Raw genomic sequence first — 21,600 nt, 5'->3', positions numbered from 1 at the left:
GGACGGGCGTCTCGCCCATCCTTATGAACTGGGCGGGCTTTCCTGCCCAGTTCATAATATTAGATAATTTATTTGTTGGAGTTCCTTAAGAAAAATCGCGATTTTTGTTACCAAAAGCAGGGTAGATGTTTAAAGAGTGTCGCGCTTTGCCAGATATTGATACATTTGCCAACGTGCATCAACCTCAGCTTGCGCTTGTTCTAACAAGTGCTTGGCAACGTCGGGTTTGCTCTTGGTGAGCATTTTAAAGCGATTTTCTTGATACATGGAATGTTCTACAGATTGCGTAGGCGATCGCATATCCAATTGCAATGGATTTTTACCCTGGTTAAGCAACTCTGGATTATGCCGATACAGCAACCAACGACCTGATTCTACCAGAGTTTTTTGATGATTCATCCCTGTGGTCATGTTGATGCCGTGGGCGATGCAATGGCTGTAAGCAATAATCAGTGATGGGCCATCATAAGCTTCTGCTTCCAAAAATGCTTTCAGGGTATGTTCATCTCTAGCGCCAAGGGCTACACTCGCTACGTAGACATTTCCGTAGGTCATGGCAATCATCCCTAAGTCTTTTTTTGGTGCAGGCTTACCACTGGCGGCATATTTAGCAACTGCGGCTTTTGGCGTAGCTTTGGAAGATTGACCGCCTGTGTTGGAATATACTTCTGTATCCATTACCAAGATGTTGACATTCCGACCACTAGCAATTACATGATCGATACCGCCAAAGTCAATATCATAAGCCCAACCATCACCGCCAACAATCCAGACGCTTTTTCTCACCAAGTAGTCTGCAAGAGATTTGAGATTTTGGATTTGGGCATGGGGCATAGGGCATGGGGCATGGGAGTGGTAATTCCTTTTTTCTAAAAGTTCATCTAGCTTTTGTTTCAACAGCGCTACCCGTTCTCGTTGTTCCCAAATATCAGCCTCAGTGTTTTGTTTGGCATTGAGAATAGATTGTACCAACTCGTGAGGTATTCCCAATTCCCCATGCCCTATGCCCGATTCCCCATTCCCCAATTTTTGCAATAATTCCGCCGCAAACTCGGCTTGTTTGTCGAGAGAAAGGCGGAAGCCAAAACCGAATTCGGCGTTATCTTCAAATAGATTATTAGACCAAGCGGGGCCGCGTCCTTGGGCGTTGGTTGTCCAAGGAGTGGTGGGGAGATTTCCGCCATAAATTGAGGAACAACCTGTAGCATTGGCGATGACAGCGCGATCGCCAAACAGTTGTGTTAATAATTTTAAATAAGGTGTTTCACCACAACCTGCACAAGCACCAGAGAATTCAAATAATGGTTCTTGCAGTTGTTGCTGGCGAATCTGGTTGACTTTTAGCGATCGCCTATCAGGATTAGGTAAACTCAAAAAGAAATCCCAGTTTTTTCGCTCTTGTTCCCGCAATGGCAACTGCTGCGCCATGTTAATTGCTTTCAGCGATGGCTCAGATTTATTTTTAGCAGGGCAAATATTTACACAAATCGTACATCCCGTGCAATCTTCTGGTGCTACCTGAATGGTAAATTTTTGATTGGCAAAGTCTTTATCTTTTGCACCAGTTGACTTAAAGGTTCCTGGTGCATTGACTAACTCATCTGCTTGATAAGCCTTTGCCCGGATGGCGCTGTGGGGACACACCATGACGCACTTACCACATTGTACGCAGACATCCGGCTCCCACACTGGTATCTCTTCAGCAACGTTACGTTTTTCCCACTTGGCAGTACCTACGGGGAAAGTGCCATCAACTGGTAGTGTGCTAACAGGTAAGTCATCACCTTCCCACACCATGATTTTGCCCAGAACTTCTTGCACAAATTCGGGAGCGGAGTCTAGCAATTTTGGATTTTGGATTTTGGATTTTGGATTGTTGATTGTTTGGGGGATATTTACTTTATGCAAGTTGTCTAGGGTGTTGTCTACAGCTTGCAAGTTCATGCGGACAACTTCTACACCTTTTTTACCGTAGGTTTTGTCAATCGCTTGTTTGATTTTAGCGATCGCTTCTTCTTGTGGCAAGACACCCGCTAAAGCAAAGAAGCATACTTGCATAATGGTGTTAATTCTGCCACCCATGCCACTTTCACGAGCAACCTGGCTAGCATTAATTACGTATAACTTCAAATGCTTGTCGATAATTTGCTGCTGTACCTTTATCGGTAAATATTCCCAGACGGTATCTGCATTGTATGGACTGTTAAGCAGCAAAGTCGCCCCAGGAATAGCAGCCTTCAAAATATCTATGCGTTCTAGAAATCCCCAGTGGTGACAACCAATAAAGTTGGCTTGGTCAATTAGATAGGTGGAGCGAATTGGCTCTTTCCCAAAACGGAGGTGAGAGACAGTCATCGAGCCAGATTTCTTGGAATCAAAGACAAAGTAGCCTTGGGCGTAATTATCGGTTTCTTCACCAATAATTTTGATGGAGTTTTTGTTAGCGCCAACAGTACCATCAGCGCCCAATCCATAAAACATTGCCCGAACAACATTATCCGATTCTGTAGAGAAATTAGGGTCAAAGCTCAAGGAAGTATGACTTACATCGTCATTAATCCCAATAGTAAAATGATTCTTCGGTTTAGCTTCGGCAAGATTATCAAAAATCCCCTTCACCATCGCCGGAGTAAATTCTTTAGAAGAAAGACCATAACGCCCACCAATAATTTTAGGCAGAGGGGAAAGAGGTAATTTTTCATTCTCTCCATGCCCAATGCCCAATGCCCCATGCCCCATTCCCCATACTTCATGAATAGCAGCCACAACATCTAAATACAAAGGCTCACCGGCGCTACCTGCTTCTTTGGTGCGGTCGAGAACTGCGATCGCTTGTACACTAGTTGGTAATACTGCAACAAACCTTTGGACATCAAAGGGGCGGTAAAGTCGCACTTTGACTACACCAAGTTTTTCACCACGAGCGTTCAGGTAATCTACTGTTTCATGGACGGTTTCACAACCTGAACCCATAAGAACAATAACGCGATCGGCATCGTTAGCACCGTAATATTCATAGATTTTATAATGCCTTCCCGTGCGTTCTCCAAATTCATCCATGATCCGTTGGACAATTTCTGGACAGGCGTTGTAATAAGGGTTAGCGCCTTCACGTCCTTGGAAATAGACATCGGGGTTTTGAGCAGTACCGCGTAATACAGGACGGTCTGGGGTCAACGCACGGCTGCGGTGGGCGAGTATTAAGTTATCGTGAATTAGCGATCGCAAATCATCATCTGAGAGCAATTTAACTTTCTGCACTTCATGGGAGGTGCGAAAGCCGTCAAAGAAATGCATAAAGGAGACTCGCGTCTCTAGGGTAGCAGCATGAGCGATGAGAGCAAAATCTTGACTTTCCTGCACCGAAGCGGAACACAGCAGGGCAAAACCAGTTGCACGAGCTGCCATCACGTCGCTATGGTCGCCAAAAATAGATAAAGCGTGAGTAGCCAAAGAACGGGCTGCAACGTGAACCACGGCGCTAGTCAACTCACCAGCAATTTTGTAGAAGTTGGGTATCATCAACAATAATCCCTGAGATGCCGTGAAGGTGGTACTCAGAGAACCTGTTTGCAATGCCCCATGCACAGCACCAGCCGCTCCTCCTTCACTTTGCATCTGCACGACGCTGGGAATAGTCCCCCAGAGGTTAGGACGACCTTCTGCTGACCAAGCATCTGCCCATTCACCCATTGCTGAAGAGGGGGTGATGGGATAAATGGCAATCACTTCATTTAGTTTGTAAGCAACACGGGCGACAGCTTCATTCCCATCGATGGTTGCAAAGGTTTTGTTCATAATTGGATTTTTGTCCCCGTCTCTCAGTGTTAATAGTAAGAGCAGAATTCAGGAGTCAGAATTCAGAATTCAGAATAGTCAAAGAATTAGGAAAAAAATTTATACATAAATGTACTAATAATGCTGGATTCCTTTCAAAATCTGACTTCTGACTTTTGGGTGGTGAATTCTTACTAAGAATTTATCAATGATTTTCGGCTCTTTAGTTAACTTTAAATAAATACTTCATATATTAGTATCTCATCCGAAATACTGCGTCTATTAATATGTATTAATAATGTACTCAATAGCTAAAGCACTTATTAGATAAAGCTTTCAGTTAATTGATTATTTTTTGTGGGGTATGGGGTCGGGCTTTTATCTCGTTTTTATCCCCGTTAGGGGAAGGAGTTATGTAAAGTCTGAAACTGCATTCGATGGAGACACTCTTCTTAAAGTGTTTACATCCCCGTTAGAGGAAGTGGTTATGTAAAGTTTACCAAGACATGGTTGAAGGAACTACGTCCTATTCGTTTACATCCCCGTTAGGGGAAGTGGTTATGTAAAGGGTGGCGGGAAAAATTTAGCGGGCGCTTTTATTCTGGTTTACATCCCCGTTAGGGGAAGTGGTTATGTAAAGTCAATTTGGTAGCACAACTACCAACGAGCAAAATTGTTTACATCCCCGTTAGGGGAAGTGGTTATGTAAAGTCGGTTTAGGTGGGGTACTAGTAAATGCAAGAATTAGTTTACATCCCCGTTAGGGGAAGTGGTTATGTAAAGAGTTACCTTTTGGAAACCTTACCAGGAGCGGGTTTGGAACCCCCTAATCGACACACCTTTTTTCATTGTCAATAAAACGGTGCTTATTGATAAAAAAGTTGTGATTTTGTCGGCTGAAACCCTTGCTACAAGAGCAATCGACACACCTCAACGGAATTATGCGGTTTTCAAGGATCGGGCGAGGTGTGTAGATGAACTTCAACACACTCTATAAAGAGTAAAATATCTTACTTAAAATTGTCAAGCTGTTTTGCCTTGGTTTTCAATGTTTAGTTCATCGCTTCAAACCCTTGATGCTCACTGATATTGAATCCATGAGCAAGTAGAGACAGCAGTAAGCCGTTGCAAAATTCTTGCTGAATGAATCGAAAGCGATCGGCTCAACGATATACCAAAATGAATGCGTGAATTACTGAAATGAGAAAGCAATCAAGCATTTTGAGAAAGCAATATGCCTTTTTGCTTGCTGAATCTACCGAAATGAGAAAGCATTTAAGCTTTTTGATTAAGCAAAATACCTTTTTACTTGCTGAATCCACTGAAATGAGAAAGCATTTAAGCTTTTTGATTAAGCAATCAGGCATTTTGAGAAAGCAATTAGGTATTTTGCTGATTAAATTCGACTTTATCTTTACTTTTACTTTATAAATGACTTCTTAAATGCTGCTATTAAGATCACCGTAATCAAGTGCTGATGTTTCTTAGAGGTTATTTGAAAAGTGTTTCGCTGTGACTTTAGGCACTTTTAGATCCCCTCTAACCCCCCTTAAAAAGCTACCGTGTATACACAAGTCGAATTACCCCCCTTAATCCCCCCTTGCCAAGGGGGGAAATAGAAAATCTAGTTCCCTCCCCTTTGCAAGGGGAGGGTTAGGGTGGGGTAAAACCTTGATTAATCAGCTATTTCAGACTTGTGTATACACAGTAGCTGTTTATTGGGGGAATTAGGAATCAAAGTCCCCCAATTTATCGGGGGATTTAGCGGGATCTAAAATTTTTGATACTGACAAGAGGACTTTTTAAACATCCTTTAAGATTCAAGCTCAAAACCAAGGGCGATCGCTCAAAGACATCTGCGGTAAGCACAGTTTTCAGGCTTATCAGCTTTTCCATATAATACAATACAGTTGACGCATGAAATATGACCCGTAAACCTCACGATCAGTTCGCCAAGCAGTTTTTAGAGGAGCTACTATCACCCTTGGGCAAGGTAGAAGCCAATAAAGAAGTAGTTGATGAGACTCGGCAAGTAGATGTTTTGTTTTCACCAGCACCTACATCTCAAGCGCAAACGCAAAATCTAGGACTACTAGGAAGAATTGCTTTGCAGAGTACAGCCTTGCTAGAACCATACCGCAATCAACCCAGTAAGACAGAAGTACGAAACTGCCTTCTAAAGCTGTTTACTGTAATCGCAGATTCGCAACGCAAAGCCAAAAGAGAAGATACAAGTTTACCAGAGAGTGATTTAGCTCGGTTATGGATTTTAGCACCTTCGGCCTCCCCGGCATTGCTAGAGAGTTTTGGCGCTAAACTAGAGCTAGAAAACTGGATGAGAGGGGTATATTTTCTACCTTTATCTTTTAGAACGGCGATACTAGCGATTAACGAGTTACCTGTGACTCTAGACACGCTGTGGTTTAGGCTTCTCGGCAGGGGAACTGTTCAGCAGCAAGCAGTGAGAGAACTAGTTGCCCTTCCACCAGAGAACCTTGTACGCCGTAATGTTCTAGAAATAATTTACAGATGGCGTATCAGTGTAATTATCCAGCAAGACTTAACTGAAGACGATCAAGAGCTAATTATGAATTTAACGGAAGCTTATCAAGAAGCAAGAGCGCAGGCTGTACAAGAAGGAGTACAGCAAGGAGTACGGCAAGGACAACGTTTAGTTGTGGAAAATTTGTTGAGATACAGATTTGGTTCTGTGGACGAGGAATTGTCGAAAGTCATCGATAGTTTGTTACAGTTCCCACCAGAGGAATTTACACCTTTATGTTTGCAATTATCTCGTGAAGAATTGTTGGCAAGGTTTTGCCAATAATCTGTCATTAGTCATTAGTCATTAGTCATTGGTAAGGGTTTTAAGGCTGTTTACGTTTCGTGACATAATTTGGTTTATTCCTGCCGACTTACTTAAGTAAGTTGACGAACTACGAATTGGTATTACTTGCTTGTAGTGTAGATTCTGTGCTATCAGTCTTCAACTGACCATCTTCCATATAAATGATGCGATCGGCAATATCAAGGATGCGGTTATCGTGGGTAACTAGCAAAATCGTACAACCTTGTTCTTTAGCTAGCTTCTGCATTATTTCCACGACATCGCGCCCAGATTTTTTGTCAAGTGCAGCAGTGGGTTCATCTGCTAAAACAATTTTAGGATGGCTAACCAAAGCACGAGCGATCGCAACCCGTTGTTTTTGCCCTCCAGATAGTTTCTCTGGGTAATAATTTACACGATCAGCTAACCCGACAGTTTCCAAAATAGCGATCGCTTTGGCGTTGATATCCTGATTGAGAAAATCGTCATGCAACTCTAAGGACATCCGCACATTTTCTCTTGCTGTCAAAAAAGTCATCAAATTATGCGCCTGGAAAATATAGCCAATCTGGCGACGCAGCTTAGTTAACTGCTGCTTTTTCGCACCACAAATTTCCTCTCCTAAGATTTTAAGGCTACCTTCTTGGGCAGAACGCAATCCACCCATTAAAGTCAACAAGGTGGTTTTACCCGATCCAGAGGGGCCAGTCATGATCACGATTTCCCCAGCGTTAATCTCTAAATTAATGTCAAATAATACTTGTTTACGAAGCCCACCTTCACCAAAGTAATGGTTGAGGTTACTAACAGAAATTACAGATTCTAAAGTAGAAAGCGTTGAATCGGAATTTACTGGCAAAGATTTTTGCAACATAGGATTTTATAAAGCATTGGGTATAGGGAAATAATTCTTGTAGAGACGCGATTCATCGCGTCTTCTTCTGTACAAACGCGATTCATCGCGTCTAAAAAACTAAAAAACATCGGCAGGGTCAGCAGATCGTAATTTCCGCATTGCGATCGCACCAGAAACGCTACACATGATCACGGTCAAAATCCAAACCTGTATCGCCCGTTCCATTTTCATAAAAATAGGAAGCATTGTCGCAGCGTAGGTGACTTGATACAACCCAAAAGAAAGGAAGAATCCAGGCAGAAAACCTAAAACAGCTAATAACAATGCTTCTTGAATTAAAACTCCCAAGAGATAGTTATCGGTATATCCCATTGCTTTCAGGGTGGCGTATTCTGGCAAGTGGTCAGAAACATCAGAGTAAAGGATTTGGTAGACAATCACGATGCCAACAATAAAGCCAACTCCAGTCCCTAAACCGAAAATGAAACCAATGCCAGTACCTTCTTCCCAGTAAGTTCTCTCCACTTTGGCAAATTCCTCTGGAGTCAGAACTCTGACATCTTTAGGTAATCCGTTAACAAGTTGCGATCGCACTTTTTCTACATCGGCATCTGTTTTAAGTGTGATTAACCCAACTTCGATGCGATCGGGTTTACGCTGTGGAAATAGCTGGAGAAAGGTAGAGTCACTGGTGATCACATTACCATCGGCAGCAAAGGAAGCACCATCAGTAAACAAGCCTTTAACAAAGACGGCTTTGCTATTCAGTTCTGTGTCAAATTTGCCTGTTTTCTTAAAGATATCGGCAACCGCCCCGTATTCTGGACGACCTGCTTGGTCAAATAGAACTTGATATAACTGTTTCAGGTTATCCTGATTTTGGTTAATTTCGGGCGATTTGAATGCGGGTTGTACCGGATCAACACCCCAAACCAAAATGGCACGCTCAAGACGTGTTTCAGGATTTCGCCACTGTCCGGTGCTGATATAGACAGAATTAACTGACTGAACACCTTCATAACCTAATGCTTGATACAGTCGTTCTCTAGAAAAGTTTTTTACCGAAAATAAAGTTTGAAATTGGGGATTAATTAAAATCAAATCTGCCTGTAAATTGCGATGAGGTTTCACAGCAGCATCAAAAAGCGCACTTTCAAATCCCAATTGGATAAACATCAGCATATCGGCAAAAGTAATACCTGCGACTGCAACAGCCAAACGGGTTTTTTCTTTCATTAACTGCCGCCATGCTAACGGCGTTTTGCGAAATAGTTTAGAAAACATATTAAAAAAAACCCTTAATAACTCAGTGTTTCAGTTTGCTGTTCAAGCTGGCGCTGTCGCATTAACAAAAATAAGGGAAGACCTAAAGACACACCAACCAAAAGATTACAGGCAATGTAAACCCAGAGATTTTGCATTTTCAGACGTGTTCCCTCCCAAAATACAAATGTCCATAAAACTAGCGATGAAACAATAACATCCATACCAAAAAAGCCAGAAATTTTGTTGGCAAAGAGTTGTTCAAAAAACAGCTTTATATCAAGACCATGCTCTAAGACAAATGGAACAAATTGAGAGTAAGGTAGAACGAAGCCAAGTATACAAAGCAAAAGGTATATGACTTTAATCATGATTGAATTCACCCTATAAAAAATGCTGGAATACACGAGACAACAAACAACAACTCTATATAGAACCCCTATTTAATTTTTGAAAAAGACTCAGTACGGATCTATGCTTTCTTTCCTATTCCCTATTCCCTGTTCCCTACCCTCCTATATTTCAATCGCTGTTTGTACCTGTAAGTTAGTGAAACCTGCAACTCGCTTGCTGTCTTCAGGATTGAGGCGAATTTTCACCTCAACTACTCGGCTATCAAGATTTTCCCCTGGCTGGTTGCTAAAAACGTTTTGTCTATTCACCTGCAAGCCAATTTGGGCAACGGTTCCTCGCAGTTCACTGGCAAATGCCTGACTGCTAATCACTGCTTGTTGTCCTAATTTCACTTTACCGATATCGGTTTGATAAACTTCTGCTACTGCCATCATCTGGTCTGTTTGCGCTAAGTCTGCAATACCAGAAGCACTAATTTTTTCTCCAACTCGCGTGTGAATTTTGATGATCTGTCCTGTCATCGGTGCTTTGATGTAAGCACCAGCCAACTCGGTTTGGGCGTGTTTGAGTGTAGCGATCGCATTTTCAACTTCTGTCTGGGCTGCGGCTACATCTACAGGTCGGACTTCTGCAATACTGGTGAGCGTGGCTTTGGCTTCACTAACTTGCTTGCTACCAGTGGCGTTAGTACGGGCGAGTGCTGCTTTTGCTTCAGATAATTGTTTGCTAGCAGTGGTATTAATGCGGTTGAGAACTGCTTTGGCTTCGTCTACTTGCTGTTTGGCGGTTTCTACAGTTAAGCCTTTGCTGTCATATAAAGAATTAGAAACTGCACCTTGAGAATATAGCTGCTGATAACGTTGATATTCGGCTTCGGCATTTTTGAGTTCTGCCTCTAGCTTCTTAATGGTTGCCTCTTGCGCGATTCTGTCTCCTTCCCACTGTGCCTCTATGCGAAATATCGCTTCCTGTTGCGCTGTTTTGTCTCCTTGGGATTGAGCCTGGAGGCGTTCAACACTTGCCTGCTGGGCGTTAATTTCTCCTACTTTTGCTCCAGCTTCAACTTGAGCGAGTTTAGCTTGAGCAACTCTAACTTGTTGTTGGGCTTGTAGTACAGCAGTTTGTAAGCGATCGCGGGCGTCTAAAATTGCCACCATCTGTCCGGCTTTAACGCGATCGCCTTCTTTGACTAAAATTTGAGCAATGCGATCGCCATCCAATGCCAAGGGTGCAAACAAGCTAATTACCTCTGCTTCCGGTTCTAGTCGTCCTAATGCAGCCACTTTTTGACTTTTAGGCGTGGTTTCTACTGGCTCAGATTTCTCAGCTTGACTAACTAACCCAAATTGAGAAATCCCATAAACAACAATTCCACCTGTAACAGCAGTAGCGGCAATTACTAATGCAACTAACCATTTATTGGAAGTCTTTTTTGATAGCTTTTGAACCATCTCTTTTACTCTCCTAAAAAATAATTTTTTCTACATCAACTTAGCTAATATTGGTAGGAAATACTTCTTACTAATCAATTAATTCATGATTGTTATATATGTTAATTTTACAACTTATTGAGTTATTAAATATAACTCCTAATTCCTGACTTATGTTGCGGCAAATATGCCGTGAGCATTTTGCCTAATAGCGCACATTGTTCCATAAAATCAATTGTTTCATCACCCCATAATTTCTCCAGAATTAAACCATTTACAAAACTCAAGACGAAGGAAGCTAATACCGGATCTTGAATACCTACAAAATCACAGGCTGCCTGCTGATAACGCTGATTAGTCCGCTTAAAAACACTATTACTCAACATTTCTTTAGAGTCTTGATGTTGACAAAAATCAATCCATATATAAGTCCACTTAATAAAGTAATCTTCATTTTTTACTAGATATCTTCCTAGTGCTTCCATCCCCTCTTGTAGGGTTTGCGCTCCTTCCAATTCAGCCAATGCTGCACTTAAATCTTGCTCACATATTTCTTGGGCCAATTGCTCAAATAAAGCTTGTTTGCTAGGAAAATAGTGGTACAACGTACCAGTAGAAACCCCTAATCCTTCGGCAATTTGGCGCATAGTAATGGAACCATAGCCTTTTTGGGCAAATAAATCAAAGCACTTGTCGAGCAGTTCTTTACGGTATTGCTCATGGTCAACAATCTTAGGCATGACTCAGGTTATTTATATTGAACGCTCGTTATACATTAAAATAACATCTTTAATGCTGAGGTGTAAAATCATAGCTAATTGATTTAAATCGAACATGCGTTATAGTTTAACCTAGTTTTGCGCTAGATGTAATACATCATCAATTTTTAGTAAGTGTTGGTGCAACGTTCCACAGTAAAGTTTACTGAAAAGGTAGACAAAGTTTAGCTTTGGCTCTTTAGGATGCAATGATTGTGGGAATCAGAACTAAGCTTCAAAAGTATCAAAACTTATTCTGTAATATAATAATACGTGTGTTTTTATTAAGTAAAATTTATGCCTGACCGGAGAAAATTTTTAACAAGAGCGGGATATACAACCCTTTCTGCCCTATTGACTATGGGGTTTTTACAGAAGGATAAGCAAAAAGAAGACCAGACTACCAATGAAATTGCAGCAAATTATCCAAATGTAAATTCTCCTCTTCGGCAATTAGCTGCGGCCAAAGGAAAGCGTTATGGCGCAGCAATTTCTAGTGAATTTTTGCAAACAGAGAAGGATTACGCTGACCTGATTGCTCGTGAATGTTCGATTGTGACACCGAATGGTGAATTGAAATGGAACGCCACAGAACCACAGCCAGGAAAATTTACTTTTGAATCAGCAGATGCGATCGCTAATTTCTGCGAAAAGCATAATATAGAAATGCACGGGCATACCCTTTTTTGGCACATGGGAAGACCAGACTGGCTTCCTTATCCCCCTACACTGAAGATGATCGAACGCCATGTTAAAGGAGTTATGGGTCATTATCGTAAGAGCAAGGTTTTAAAGTCTTGGGATATTGCCAATGAAATTATTGCTGATAATGAAAATGAAGCCGACAATGCCACCTACGGTTTGCGTAAAGGGGTAAAACGAGAATTGATTCGAGACTTATTTTTAATTGCTGCTTCAGTTGATAGCAGCAAGAAATTTTATCTAAACGATTTTGGCATCGAAGGCGCTACATGGAAGTCAGATCGATTCTTAAAAATGATCGAATATCTGAAGAATAGTGACGTTAAAATTGATGGGGCAGGCATCCAGTCGCATCTATGGTTTTCTACTGCATACGGTTTTGATGAGAAAGGATTTAATTCCGTCTTAAAACGGCTTAATGATCTTGAGGTAAAACCAATAATTACAGAATTAGATATTATCATTGATACCCCATTGCCTGATAGTATCAAAAAACTAGACCAGATGGTAGCCGACAGTTACAAGCGATATCTTGATCTGTGCTTTGCTGCTAAAGTTGATACTGTCATTACATGGGGGATTACCGACCGTCATACCTGGATACGTCATCCTGACTGGATGCCAGGAAAAACCTTTAGAGACAATCCAAGTCTCTGGAAATTTCTGCGTCCACTCCCCTTTGATGAGAACCTGCAACCTAAACCTGCCCGCAATGCTATTGCCAAGGCTTTCAGCAGTTAACTTAATACTCCACCCAAGCGAAAATAGCTCTTTTTAAAAATTATTCTAAGCGAAGTATGTGGCGATGTTCTTCGCTACTCACAAACATGAAAATTGAATAAGATGCACTGACTAATTAATGATTAAGCCTTAGTACAGTATTTCATAAATTCTGGATGAATTGAGCGACCCACTGGTAAGGCTTTAAGAAGCTCTTTCACGCGATAAACTTGTGAAATCTTGTACTTAGAAATAGCAGCATTTTATTTTTTTTTTGTTGACTTGAGATACTCCAAATTTCTCGTAAAAATAATGTGCCAACAAACCAAGGCTCAAGTAAGTAACGTCTCCAAAGTCTTTTAGGTTCAGACAACAAACGATACAACCATTCCAATCCCAATCTTCCCATCCAGCGTGGAGGAGTAGGTACTACTCCTGCTACATAGTCCATGCAGGCTCCACTAGTCAAAATAGTGTTGGTATGAATATGTTCAAGATTTTCAGAAATCCAATGCTCTTGGCGTGGCATACCCATCCCTACCATTAATACATGGGGTTTGTAAGCATTAATTGCAGCCAGAGTAGCGAGATTTTCTTGACTATCTTTATCCATATCAATGTAACCATGAGCGCAAGCAATCTGTAAACCAGGAAATTTCTGGCACAAAATACTTACTCCTTTTTCAGCAACTCCTGGCTTTGAACCTAAATAGAATATACGCCAGCCTTTATTAGCAGCTTCCGCCATCAGAGACCATACCCAGTCAGCATAGGTTACTCTTTGTTCTCGTTTAATTGGAAAACCCAACAGCTTTCCAATTAACACTAAAGGCATACCATCAATATGGGTATATTCTGCCTTGGCATAAAAAGCTTGCATTTCTGGATCATTATGGAAGAGATAAAGACTATGCAAGTTGTGATTAGCAATAATCCATTTCTTGTTCTTATCAATAGATTCTTGAATCAATAAATTTAAGTCGAGCATAGAGAGTGCATCTACTTTAGCACCCAGAAGTTTATAAGAGAATCGATTTTTCATGTCTTGTTTTTCTTATGATCAGTATTAGATGTTATCTCATGATAAAGGGGGATATTTTAAAATTAGTTTTTAGCAATGTTTAAATACTTCAGGATTGAAATATTTAAACCGACTAATTTTTCTTAGTTTAAATATGTTAAAAAACAAATCTAACTAAGAAGGACTGACTCTCATGAGTATTTCCGCGATATTTTGCGCTCTTGCATTCCAGGAATATTTTTCTGTAATTAACGTATAAGCTGTATCTACAAGTGATTGATATTTATCAATATTTGAAGCAGCATCCAGCACTGTGCTAGCAACTTCTTCGCTAGAGTATCCTGTTACTAACAGATGTTCTAAGTTGCGAAATTCTTCTAACCCTCGCAAGCCTTCTGGTGTTGATACAACTAACTTTTTACTAGCAAAATAATCTAATGCTTTATTGCGAGCACCTCCTGCTACGGCTTGTTTTGAAAATGGCAGCAAAGCGATATCTGCATATTTAAGATGGTCAACAAAATCTTCTCTCCTAGGTAAAAATCCTAAAAAAGAGATATTAGAGGGTATTGGTTCTGAAATATCACTACTATCCCTACCAATGACAATAAAATGTAATTTATTTTCATGGCTTTCAAGGGATTTAGCAACCTCAATAGCCATTGATACAGACATATCATTAGTTGGAAATTGAAATGTTTTGGGAGCAATAAGAACCACTATTTTAGCTGGTCTGAATGCTTGATAGGGATCTTTATCGGGAAAATCTTCAGTATTTAGTAAGTCTTCAGTCACTCCATTTCCGATGCAATAAATTTGCTGTGGAGTTTTACCATACCATTGGGAAATTAGTCTAGGAATGGATTCACCTGCTGCAATAATTGGACTGCCAGAGAATATCAAAGTCCCCTGAGCAATATATGTTTTAATACATTGTGCAAACTCTTTGAAGGGATTAGCAACTGAAAACAAGCGCATCCAGTATTCGTATGGCGAGAATGTATGAAAATCAAATACAAGAGAGGAACTACTGTATTTTCTAAGCTTTAGTGAAATTAAAGCAGCCAATCCAGGTAGTGTTTCTTGAGCATACACAATATCTGGACAGAACTCGTCGATACACTTTTCTATAGCTTTAATGTATGACTTTAAGCTTCTTGAAGCAATCGAAAAAGAAGGTGCATAATTAACAGATGAACAATCTAAACCTAGCTGAAAAACATCAAAATATTCCGTCAGATATTGTCCTAGATAAAAAGGTCTAGTAAATGCACCAAATGGTTGACTAGAATCGAGTGTTGAGACAATTAGTAAGCGTTTACCCATAAAATGATTATTTTGTAATCTAAGAATTCAAAATTGCCTTTGTCAAATTATTAAGATATTTATAAATTATCCAAATACTATTGACTAATGACTTTCGTGTGAATATTAAACTTCTGAGTTAGTTTGATTGATGTCCTCAGCAAATGTGGGAGAAATTGCCAAATCCTTATAACCAATAATTGCTCTGATATAGGGTAAGAACCAGTAAAATATCCAAAATGGTCCAGAGTGTCTGCTACAAAATATAGTCCATGATTTCAATGGAAATCCTTTAATTTGCAGAACCTTTTTCAAGCGTTCTAATATATTTAAATTGGTATCGACCCAGCTATTGCGGATAGAATTTCTATTACAAGTACCAATATATCCAGGGGCTACCCATATTTTACAACCCATTTTACGCGCTCTCAGGGCATAATCTAAATCTCCTAAACTGTGAACAAAGGCTGTATCAATATTGCCAACTTTTATGGCAATACTTTTAGGGATTAGCACGCAGTTACCATACATAGCATCGCATTGTTGGATAACAGAACTTGGTTCTAAAAATTCAAACTTGTTAGAATACCACTTTTTAGATTTTACTGCTCCTCCATAGGTTGCTTTTCCTGTCATTGAGTCTCTAGTTGAACCAACTACAATCGAGTCTGGATAACCAAGTTCTGTCAAATTTTGATGAACCTGCAATAGTTTACTCACAGCGTTGGCTTCCAGAAATGTGTCATCATTTAACCACAGATAATAATCATATTGATGTTTTATTGCCTCACCAAAGGCGAGATGCATCCCTCCTACCCAGAATAAATTGCCATTACCCTGAAGTATTTTTACCTCTGGATATTCTGCTTTGATAGCCTCTGTAGTCCCATCAGAACTACCATCATCAGTTAAATAAACATCACAATGATTGTTTTGCTGATACAAAGCATTTAGACAGGCAAGAGTTGTATTCCGCCTGTTATAACATGTCATAATTACAGCTAGATTTGCTTGCTTCATTTAATTTCCCTCATATAATATCTACTATCTACAAAAATAGTCATAAGAATAATGCACTTTTATGCAATTTTTATAAATTTACCTTTATAATCCAAACATCAAATTTTTACTTTCTGTATATTTTTATGTAATTTTAAAATTTAACCATCTTTTCTATCCAACCACTAAGATTAATATCTAAATTAAAGTTTTTTAGTTTTTGTTCCATTCTTCTGACCACCAACATATATCTATGCCAAACTGATACACGAGGCATATTAAGTCTGACAACTTCTTGACATAACCATCGATATTTATCTGAATTGATATTGAATTTTTTCAATCTTTTTATTTGTGCATTCCAATCGTTATAGAAGAATAAGTTGAAATAATGAATGGATATGATATCGTCCCAATGTTTAATTTGTAGTTCTGTTGATAACCGATTATGTAAAGGTAATGGATAACTATAATTAGAAGGAAGATGTTCGACGTTTTCTTCCAACGCACATAAAGTTACAGACAAAACAGACTGCTCAACAAAATAAATACCCTGAGGAGGAGTAATATCTAGGCGCATTACTTTTTCAAAATTCTCTTTCCAAGTTGTAAATATACCTGCACTCCTTCTCACAGCAACCAAACCAGAATTCCAATAGCCTCTGATTCTCTTATTACCAATTGGTGTGTCAACAAATACCTCACGCTTTACTCCCAGCACTTCATATAGTTTTTGCCAATACCATTCTTGAGGATCTTGTAGACCTGTAGAACCAATTCCTTGACCATACTCAGGACGCACCCGTACATTACAGTTTGCTGGCAACAAAAATTCTTTTGGCTCCGAAAAAAAGCATTTATCACTGTCTAAAAAAACTAATATTTCTGCATCGATATTTTTTTCTGCATAGGCACAAACTAGAGGTTTGTTAGCTAAATAGTATTCATGAAATTCTTGATTTATCGGAATTTGTTGATGGATCACCTGTAACGCTTCAAACGCTTGTTGAGTTTGCTTTAATATAGGTTCACCTACTCTGGGATGAAAGCTATATATAGGTGTATTTTTCAATTCACCGCAGAATTTACGAATACTTTCTGCAAGCATCAAGGATTGACCTTCTAAACGGCCTGGTTCTGTACAAATTATAAAAGCTATAGGTATTGACATATTATGAAGTATTGATTTACTAAACTAATTACTAAATGAAGATTTCTTTGCGATCATCAATATTTCCTGAAACAAAGCTGAATAACGACGTGCTTGAAGTTCCAGAGTGAATTCTTGTTCGACTTTTTCACGCGCATAAAATGACAGCTTTTGCAACCTCTGTTCATTTTCAAGTACCCAGGTAATTCCTTTGCCAAAATCCTCAACTTCATAAGGTTTAGCCAAATAGCCGTTCTGCTGATGATCAACAATATCTTTTAAGCCAGTAGAATTAAATGCCACAACTGGAGTACCACAAGCAAGTGATTCTGAAGCTGTCTGTCCAAAAGATTCTTGTAGAGACGGTACAAGCATCACATCAGCTGCTGAGTAAACAGTTGCTAGAGATATATCATCGTGTAAGTGTCCCAAATAGTGTGTTTTGAAACCCAATTCAGGTGAATTTTCGGGTTGAGATGCACCGAAGATAACGATCTCCAACTTATCTTTCCAGCCAGATTTGCTTAATTCTTGTAGTGCTGGTTGCAGATAATGAAAGCCTTTTCTATGGTCATTAGTTGCATCTAATGCTCCAAATAGAATAAGTTGTTTATCTAGAGGTAAATTGAGTAATTCCCGTGCTGAACTTTGATGAACAGGTTTATACTTTTGAGTATCCAGTCCATTCGGAATTACTTCAATTCGCAAGTTCTTAAAAAGAGAACTAGACTTGGCGCATTCGGCTAACCAAGAACCTGGTGAAACAATTGTCATATTTAAATTTCTCAAAGCTTTGGCTTTACGTTGCCATACCCAGTGGGATAAGTCCGAATCTTTTTTGCTGTTTAGTTGAGGACAGGCTCCACAGGATATTTGGTAGCGATCGCAATCTCCAGCATAGCCACATCCCCCAGTAAATGCCCACATATCATGAATTGTCCAGACCAAAGGGCGCTTTAGTTTCGCAAGAGTTTCTATTTGCATAAAAGCTGCGCTAATCCAATGCAAATTGATTATGTCTGGATTAATCTGAGCCACTTGAGAAACTACTCTATCTGGCAACCATTGAATAAAAAACGGAGTATTTTGCTTTTGAGAATAAAGCTTTAAAGGCAAAGTTTCAAATGTCAACTTTGCTTTGGCGATGCCTTGAAATAATCTGATATTAGGTGCAATTACTGTTTTGTCATCAGTAGATTTTTCTTGCACCAGCATTTGTGATTGTAAGTCAATATTTTGTAACCCTTTGTGCAAGCGATATGCAGCACGAGCCGCACCACCACCTACATCCTGGGTGCTAAGGAGCAAGACGTTCATATTAGTACTATTTAACTTTAAAAAACATGCTTGATAACAATATTATTTGTTTGGTTTGATGCCCTCACAATATAACGAGCCTGGTAGATATACCGTTCCATCAGCATTTATATCTAATACTTCATTACTAAAGTTTGGAATATCACTTGTATGAGCATCTAACAATTTAATATCCGAAAAACCAACTCTTTCAAAGAGCGTTTTCATGCTATGGCTATCATACATCCACTTATGTTTTTCACCCAGTGAGGTTTCATCAATCATAGACTTGCGGACATACCGTGGTATTAACCTTTTTACCATGTCAATATAAAGATATTTAAATTTGTTTCTGAGTTTATTGTGATTGAGACTAAAAACCTTTTCCAACAAAGAAACAGTATTATTTGTTGCTACCTCTTCTTTGATATTTACACCTGTTCTTGCTTCTACATAGTTGATAGATGATTCATCATTATTCTCAAGCACTTGTCGCCAATAAGTTTTCATCAATCCGCCATGTTCTGTTCTAACCAATTGGTCAATTAACTCAATAATAATCCATTCATATTGTTTCCTTGATTCTTCATTTTCAATACTATCGATAATTCTTAAATATTCACGGCATGTTCGTTCTAAGTCAGGAACAACTATACGTAAAATTCCTTGAGGTTTTAAAACTCTATAGCATTCTTTCACTAACATTTCTCCCGTTTCCTTAGAGAAATGCTCTAGGACATGACTGCTATAAATTACATCAAAATAATCTTTAGGGTATGGAAGTGGTTGCAGTAAGTTATGGGCAATTACGTCAGGGTGCTCAGAATTAAAATCTATATTTATCCATTCAGAAGAAAATCTGTGTCCACATCCAAAATTTAACTTTTTCATGTTTTTATCCTTTCAATTATGCAAGTATGTAAATTATTTACCTATTTATATATTGGTGCTCGCTGAAAACTAAGAGTCAGAGATAGAGAAGTGGTGAGATACATTAACCAATTCCAACCAGGGATTAATAACCTTGCTTCTGAGAAATTCACTATGACGATAATAACTAGCATCTGCATTGGCCAATAATCTTCCGGTTTTTTTGCCACTGAAACGATTCGAGTCAGTGCCATTACAAAGAACCGGATAAATCCTGCGGCAAAAGTCAAGAAACCCAAAAATCCTAATTCTAACAATAGTTCTAAAAATCCATTATGAGCATTACTTGCCCAATCATAAGTAGCTCTCAGATTAGATGCAGCATTACTAGTCCAAAATGCCGAATATCCATAACCTAGCCAAGGTCTTTCCAAAACCTTAGCTATTACTAATTCCCAAAGATCAGAACGTCCATTTAAGGTAAGGTCTTTGCCAGAAGTACCAACTACAGTTTCAGCGTTATTAATTAGTAACATTGAAACAATAATGAGTAACATTAAAGCTGTAGTAATCATAATAACTTGTAATTTATAATTAGTCTTTTTGAAGGATTGGTAGAAAGGTAAAAGTAATATCATTGTCAATAAAATCGCCAAAGATGTTGTGGAACGCGTGAGGATAATTAGACATACAGATACGCCACAGATTGACCACATCAACCAGCGATACCGATGACTACTAAGGGCAAGATGCAAAAAAACTCCTGCACTCCAATTCATCATGTATCCTAATTCATTTTTATGACCATAAATTCCGCTCCACATATCTAATAATTCAGGTGCTGTGTGAATATAACCTGGTACGAATGCAGAGAATATCATAGATAATAATGTAGCTGCACCAAGCGCCCAAGCTATTAGCCTCATTTGTTCCCTAAGAGGATAACGCATTGCCAAATAGATGGCAATAAAATATATTCTGATTAGACCTTTTATATAATTAAGACTAGAATTTATGTCTTCTGACCACAGTACAGAAAATAGAACTATTGCTAGTAAAAAAAACTGCAATGGACTTTTAGTAATTACATAAATAAAACCTTTCCAGTATGAAATAAAAAAATAAAATAGGATTAAATATGAAACTATATTGAACAAAGTATCTACCTTATCACCTCCCAGGGTAGACATAGAAACTTCTTGTGCAGGATGTATTGTTAATGCTCCTACAGCAATAAGTAATAGCAAAATAGTTAATATTTTTTCTGTTAATTTTACCTTCATCGCTGACATTTAATTTCTTAATTTACTGAATATATCACTATTTTTTTATGGTTGAGTAATTCAATCTTTTCTTTACTTCCTCTTTGAAAATATCCAATGCAGTTGCTTTATAAACTGTTTTCTGCGTAAAATTATCTGCCTCTATATTCCTCACAATAAACGGTGGATGTTTTAAGGGAAATTCCATCGCTTGCATGGACATATTAATGAACGAAAATTCTTGGTTGGAAGTGAAGTGAGTCGCGTCTGCACCAACACCAACATTAGAGATTAAATTGACGTTGGGAATAACGCTTAAGCTACCCTGTATCCAGCAAGCAAATGTCCATTGGTAATCCCAGGTTATACCTGTAGGATTGTTATAAACAGACTGAAATATTCGTCGCCAATAACTTACTGCTTTTGGGTCTACAAGAATATCATGTAAAAGGTTTTCTGCTTGCACCTCTTTCCAGAGTTTGATCGTCAAATCATAATGTTGCCAAGCACGTCTCCAACTTGCCCAGCCCCAACAATGATTGTAACGAGATAAATAGTAACTATAATTTGTGCGTTTTCGTCCAAACTGAAGATTTTGAGCCGAGATTGTGGCGATTCGGGTATCATTTCTATATTTTGCTAACAGTTCTTCACTAAATCTAAAAAATGTTGGGTGAGGGATACAATCATCTTCTAAAATAATTGTCTCTTCAACATTATTAAATACCCAATCTAAACCACTAGAGACTCGTTTGGCACAACCTAAGTTGACATCAGAATAATTTTTGATAACTTCACAGTCCCAATCAACTCTCTCAATAATTGCCCGAGTCGCTTCACACTTTTCTGCTTCATCTTCACGGTCAGTGCGTGGGCCATCTGCAATTACAAAAAGTTTTGTTGGTTTGGCTTGGCGAATAGCTTCAAAAACTTTCTCTGTTGTTTGTGGGCGCTTAAAAACAATAAAAGTTACTGGTGTTTCCATCATAATCAAGGTTAAATAATAATGA

At 39.0% G+C, this 21,600-nt stretch carries 17 protein-coding genes and 1 CRISPR repeat array; of the genes, 3 read left to right on the top strand and 14 right to left on the bottom strand.

Features of this window, described 5'->3' with window-relative positions; genetic code table 11:
* Window positions 1–129: 129 nt before the first annotated feature.
* Complete coding sequence (gene nifJ, locus HUN01_RS04715) at window positions 130–3,798, bottom strand: pyruvate:ferredoxin (flavodoxin) oxidoreductase (RefSeq protein ID WP_181930306.1); 3,669 nt, start codon at window positions 3,796–3,798, stop codon at window positions 130–132.
* 364 nt (window positions 3,799–4,162) lie between these two features.
* Window positions 4,163–4,560: direct repeats of the CRISPR family, unit length 36 nt; unit sequence GTTTACATCCCCGTTAGGGGAAGTGGTTATGTAAAG.
* 417 nt (window positions 4,561–4,977) lie between these two features.
* On the opposite strand from nifJ, the gene HUN01_RS04710 reads away from it, so the two are divergent.
* Both HUN01_RS04710 and HUN01_RS04705 read left to right on the top strand, forming a co-directional pair.
* Window positions 4,978–5,208 (top strand): hypothetical protein, encoded by a 231-nt coding sequence (locus HUN01_RS04710; protein WP_238845988.1) that lies wholly within the window; start codon window positions 4,978–4,980, stop codon window positions 5,206–5,208.
* Window positions 5,209–5,701: 493 nt separating this feature from the next.
* Window positions 5,702–6,604, top strand: a complete 903-nt coding sequence (locus HUN01_RS04705; protein ID WP_181930305.1) for an RpnC/YadD family protein — start codon at window positions 5,702–5,704, stop codon at window positions 6,602–6,604.
* Window positions 6,605–6,713: 109 nt separating this feature from the next.
* Here the strand turns inward: HUN01_RS04705 and HUN01_RS04700 are convergent, their stop codons facing one another.
* The 5 genes from HUN01_RS04700 to HUN01_RS04680 all read right to left on the bottom strand — a co-directional run bounded on the left by HUN01_RS04700 (window position 6,714) and on the right by HUN01_RS04680 (window position 11,247).
* Window positions 6,714–7,478, bottom strand: coding sequence for a DevA family ABC transporter ATP-binding protein (locus tag HUN01_RS04700; RefSeq protein WP_181930304.1), 765 nt, complete (start codon window positions 7,476–7,478; stop codon window positions 6,714–6,716).
* A gap of 99 nt (window positions 7,479–7,577) precedes the next feature.
* Complete coding sequence (devC, locus tag HUN01_RS04695; protein WP_181930303.1) at window positions 7,578–8,744, bottom strand: ABC transporter permease DevC; 1,167 nt, start codon at window positions 8,742–8,744, stop codon at window positions 7,578–7,580.
* A 14-nt stretch (window positions 8,745–8,758) separates the two neighbouring features.
* Window positions 8,759–9,094 (bottom strand): DUF2834 domain-containing protein, encoded by a 336-nt coding sequence (locus tag HUN01_RS04690; RefSeq protein WP_181930302.1) that lies wholly within the window; start codon window positions 9,092–9,094, stop codon window positions 8,759–8,761.
* 144 nt (window positions 9,095–9,238) lie between these two features.
* Entirely contained in the window at window positions 9,239–10,528 is a 1,290-nt protein-coding gene (locus HUN01_RS04685) for an ABC exporter membrane fusion protein (RefSeq protein WP_181930301.1), read from the bottom strand.
* Window positions 10,529–10,653: 125 nt separating this feature from the next.
* A complete protein-coding gene (locus tag HUN01_RS04680; RefSeq protein WP_181930300.1) occupies window positions 10,654–11,247 on the bottom strand; it encodes a TetR/AcrR family transcriptional regulator in 594 nt (197 codons plus the stop codon).
* Between the two features lie 315 nt (window positions 11,248–11,562).
* On the opposite strand from HUN01_RS04680, the gene HUN01_RS04675 reads away from it, so the two are divergent.
* Window positions 11,563–12,708 carry an endo-1,4-beta-xylanase gene (locus HUN01_RS04675; protein ID WP_181930299.1) on the top strand — a complete coding sequence of 382 codons (1,146 nt, stop codon included), beginning with the start codon at window positions 11,563–11,565 and terminating at the stop codon, window positions 12,706–12,708.
* 196 nt (window positions 12,709–12,904) lie between these two features.
* Here HUN01_RS04675 and HUN01_RS04670 read toward each other — a convergent pair whose 3' ends face one another.
* From HUN01_RS04670 to HUN01_RS04635, 8 genes are all read right to left on the bottom strand, one after another.
* On the bottom strand, window positions 12,905–13,729 hold the full coding sequence (locus HUN01_RS04670; RefSeq protein ID WP_181930298.1) for a WecB/TagA/CpsF family glycosyltransferase: 825 nt from the start codon (window positions 13,727–13,729) through the stop codon (window positions 12,905–12,907).
* 153 nt (window positions 13,730–13,882) lie between these two features.
* A complete protein-coding gene (locus HUN01_RS04665; protein ID WP_181930297.1) occupies window positions 13,883–15,034 on the bottom strand; it encodes a glycosyltransferase family 4 protein in 1,152 nt (383 codons plus the stop codon).
* Window positions 15,035–15,139: 105 nt separating this feature from the next.
* Window positions 15,140–16,033, bottom strand: coding sequence for a glycosyltransferase family 2 protein (locus HUN01_RS04660; RefSeq protein WP_181930296.1), 894 nt, complete (start codon window positions 16,031–16,033; stop codon window positions 15,140–15,142).
* A 133-nt stretch (window positions 16,034–16,166) separates the two neighbouring features.
* Window positions 16,167–17,183, bottom strand: a complete 1,017-nt coding sequence (locus HUN01_RS04655; RefSeq protein ID WP_181930295.1) for a hypothetical protein — start codon at window positions 17,181–17,183, stop codon at window positions 16,167–16,169.
* 24 nt (window positions 17,184–17,207) lie between these two features.
* Window positions 17,208–18,479 carry a glycosyltransferase family 4 protein gene (locus tag HUN01_RS04650; RefSeq protein ID WP_181930294.1) on the bottom strand — a complete coding sequence of 424 codons (1,272 nt, stop codon included), beginning with the start codon at window positions 18,477–18,479 and terminating at the stop codon, window positions 17,208–17,210.
* A gap of 42 nt (window positions 18,480–18,521) precedes the next feature.
* Entirely contained in the window at window positions 18,522–19,349 is an 828-nt protein-coding gene (locus HUN01_RS04645; RefSeq protein ID WP_181930293.1) for a class I SAM-dependent methyltransferase, read from the bottom strand.
* A gap of 41 nt (window positions 19,350–19,390) precedes the next feature.
* The gene (locus HUN01_RS04640; protein WP_238845986.1) at window positions 19,391–20,620 is read right to left on the bottom strand and encodes an O-antigen ligase family protein; all 1,230 of its coding nucleotides are present in this window, start codon (window positions 20,618–20,620) and stop codon (window positions 19,391–19,393) included.
* Window positions 20,621–20,648: 28 nt separating this feature from the next.
* Window positions 20,649–21,575 (bottom strand): glycosyltransferase family protein, encoded by a 927-nt coding sequence (locus HUN01_RS04635; protein WP_181932558.1) that lies wholly within the window; start codon window positions 21,573–21,575, stop codon window positions 20,649–20,651.
* Window positions 21,576–21,600: the final 25 nt, after the last annotated feature.

Origin of the sequence: Nostoc edaphicum CCNP1411 (assembly GCF_014023275.1) — a bacterium.
Classification (GTDB): Bacteria; Cyanobacteriota; Cyanobacteriia; order Cyanobacteriales; family Nostocaceae; genus Nostoc; species Nostoc edaphicum_A.
The sequence above is the reverse complement of the archived record's forward strand: the minus strand, read 5'-3'. Positions and strand labels throughout refer to the sequence as shown.

Coding starts and splice junctions, on each gene's coding strand:
- HUN01_RS04685 (WP_181930301.1), bottom strand. CDS start 10,528: ATGGTTCAAAAGCTATCAAAAAAGACTTCCAATAAATGGTTAGTTGCA.
- HUN01_RS04640 (WP_238845986.1), bottom strand. CDS start 20,620: ATGTCAGCGATGAAGGTAAAATTAACAGAAAAAATATTAACTATTTTG.
- devC (WP_181930303.1), bottom strand. CDS start 8,744: ATGTTTTCTAAACTATTTCGCAAAACGCCGTTAGCATGGCGGCAGTTA.
- HUN01_RS04710 (WP_238845988.1), top strand. CDS start 4,978: ATGAGAAAGCAATCAAGCATTTTGAGAAAGCAATATGCCTTTTTGCTT.
- nifJ (WP_181930306.1), bottom strand. CDS start 3,798: ATGAACAAAACCTTTGCAACCATCGATGGGAATGAAGCTGTCGCCCGT.
- HUN01_RS04665 (WP_181930297.1), bottom strand. CDS start 15,034: ATGGGTAAACGCTTACTAATTGTCTCAACACTCGATTCTAGTCAACCA.
- HUN01_RS04705 (WP_181930305.1), top strand. CDS start 5,702: ATGACCCGTAAACCTCACGATCAGTTCGCCAAGCAGTTTTTAGAGGAG.
- HUN01_RS04675 (WP_181930299.1), top strand. CDS start 11,563: ATGCCTGACCGGAGAAAATTTTTAACAAGAGCGGGATATACAACCCTT.
- HUN01_RS04690 (WP_181930302.1), bottom strand. CDS start 9,094: ATGATTAAAGTCATATACCTTTTGCTTTGTATACTTGGCTTCGTTCTA.
- HUN01_RS04660 (WP_181930296.1), bottom strand. CDS start 16,033: ATGAAGCAAGCAAATCTAGCTGTAATTATGACATGTTATAACAGGCGG.
- HUN01_RS04650 (WP_181930294.1), bottom strand. CDS start 18,479: ATGAACGTCTTGCTCCTTAGCACCCAGGATGTAGGTGGTGGTGCGGCT.
- HUN01_RS04645 (WP_181930293.1), bottom strand. CDS start 19,349: ATGAAAAAGTTAAATTTTGGATGTGGACACAGATTTTCTTCTGAATGG.
- HUN01_RS04670 (WP_181930298.1), bottom strand. CDS start 13,729: ATGAAAAATCGATTCTCTTATAAACTTCTGGGTGCTAAAGTAGATGCA.
- HUN01_RS04680 (WP_181930300.1), bottom strand. CDS start 11,247: ATGCCTAAGATTGTTGACCATGAGCAATACCGTAAAGAACTGCTCGAC.
- HUN01_RS04655 (WP_181930295.1), bottom strand. CDS start 17,183: ATGTCAATACCTATAGCTTTTATAATTTGTACAGAACCAGGCCGTTTA.
- HUN01_RS04635 (WP_181932558.1), bottom strand. CDS start 21,575: ATGGAAACACCAGTAACTTTTATTGTTTTTAAGCGCCCACAAACAACA.
- HUN01_RS04700 (WP_181930304.1), bottom strand. CDS start 7,478: ATGTTGCAAAAATCTTTGCCAGTAAATTCCGATTCAACGCTTTCTACT.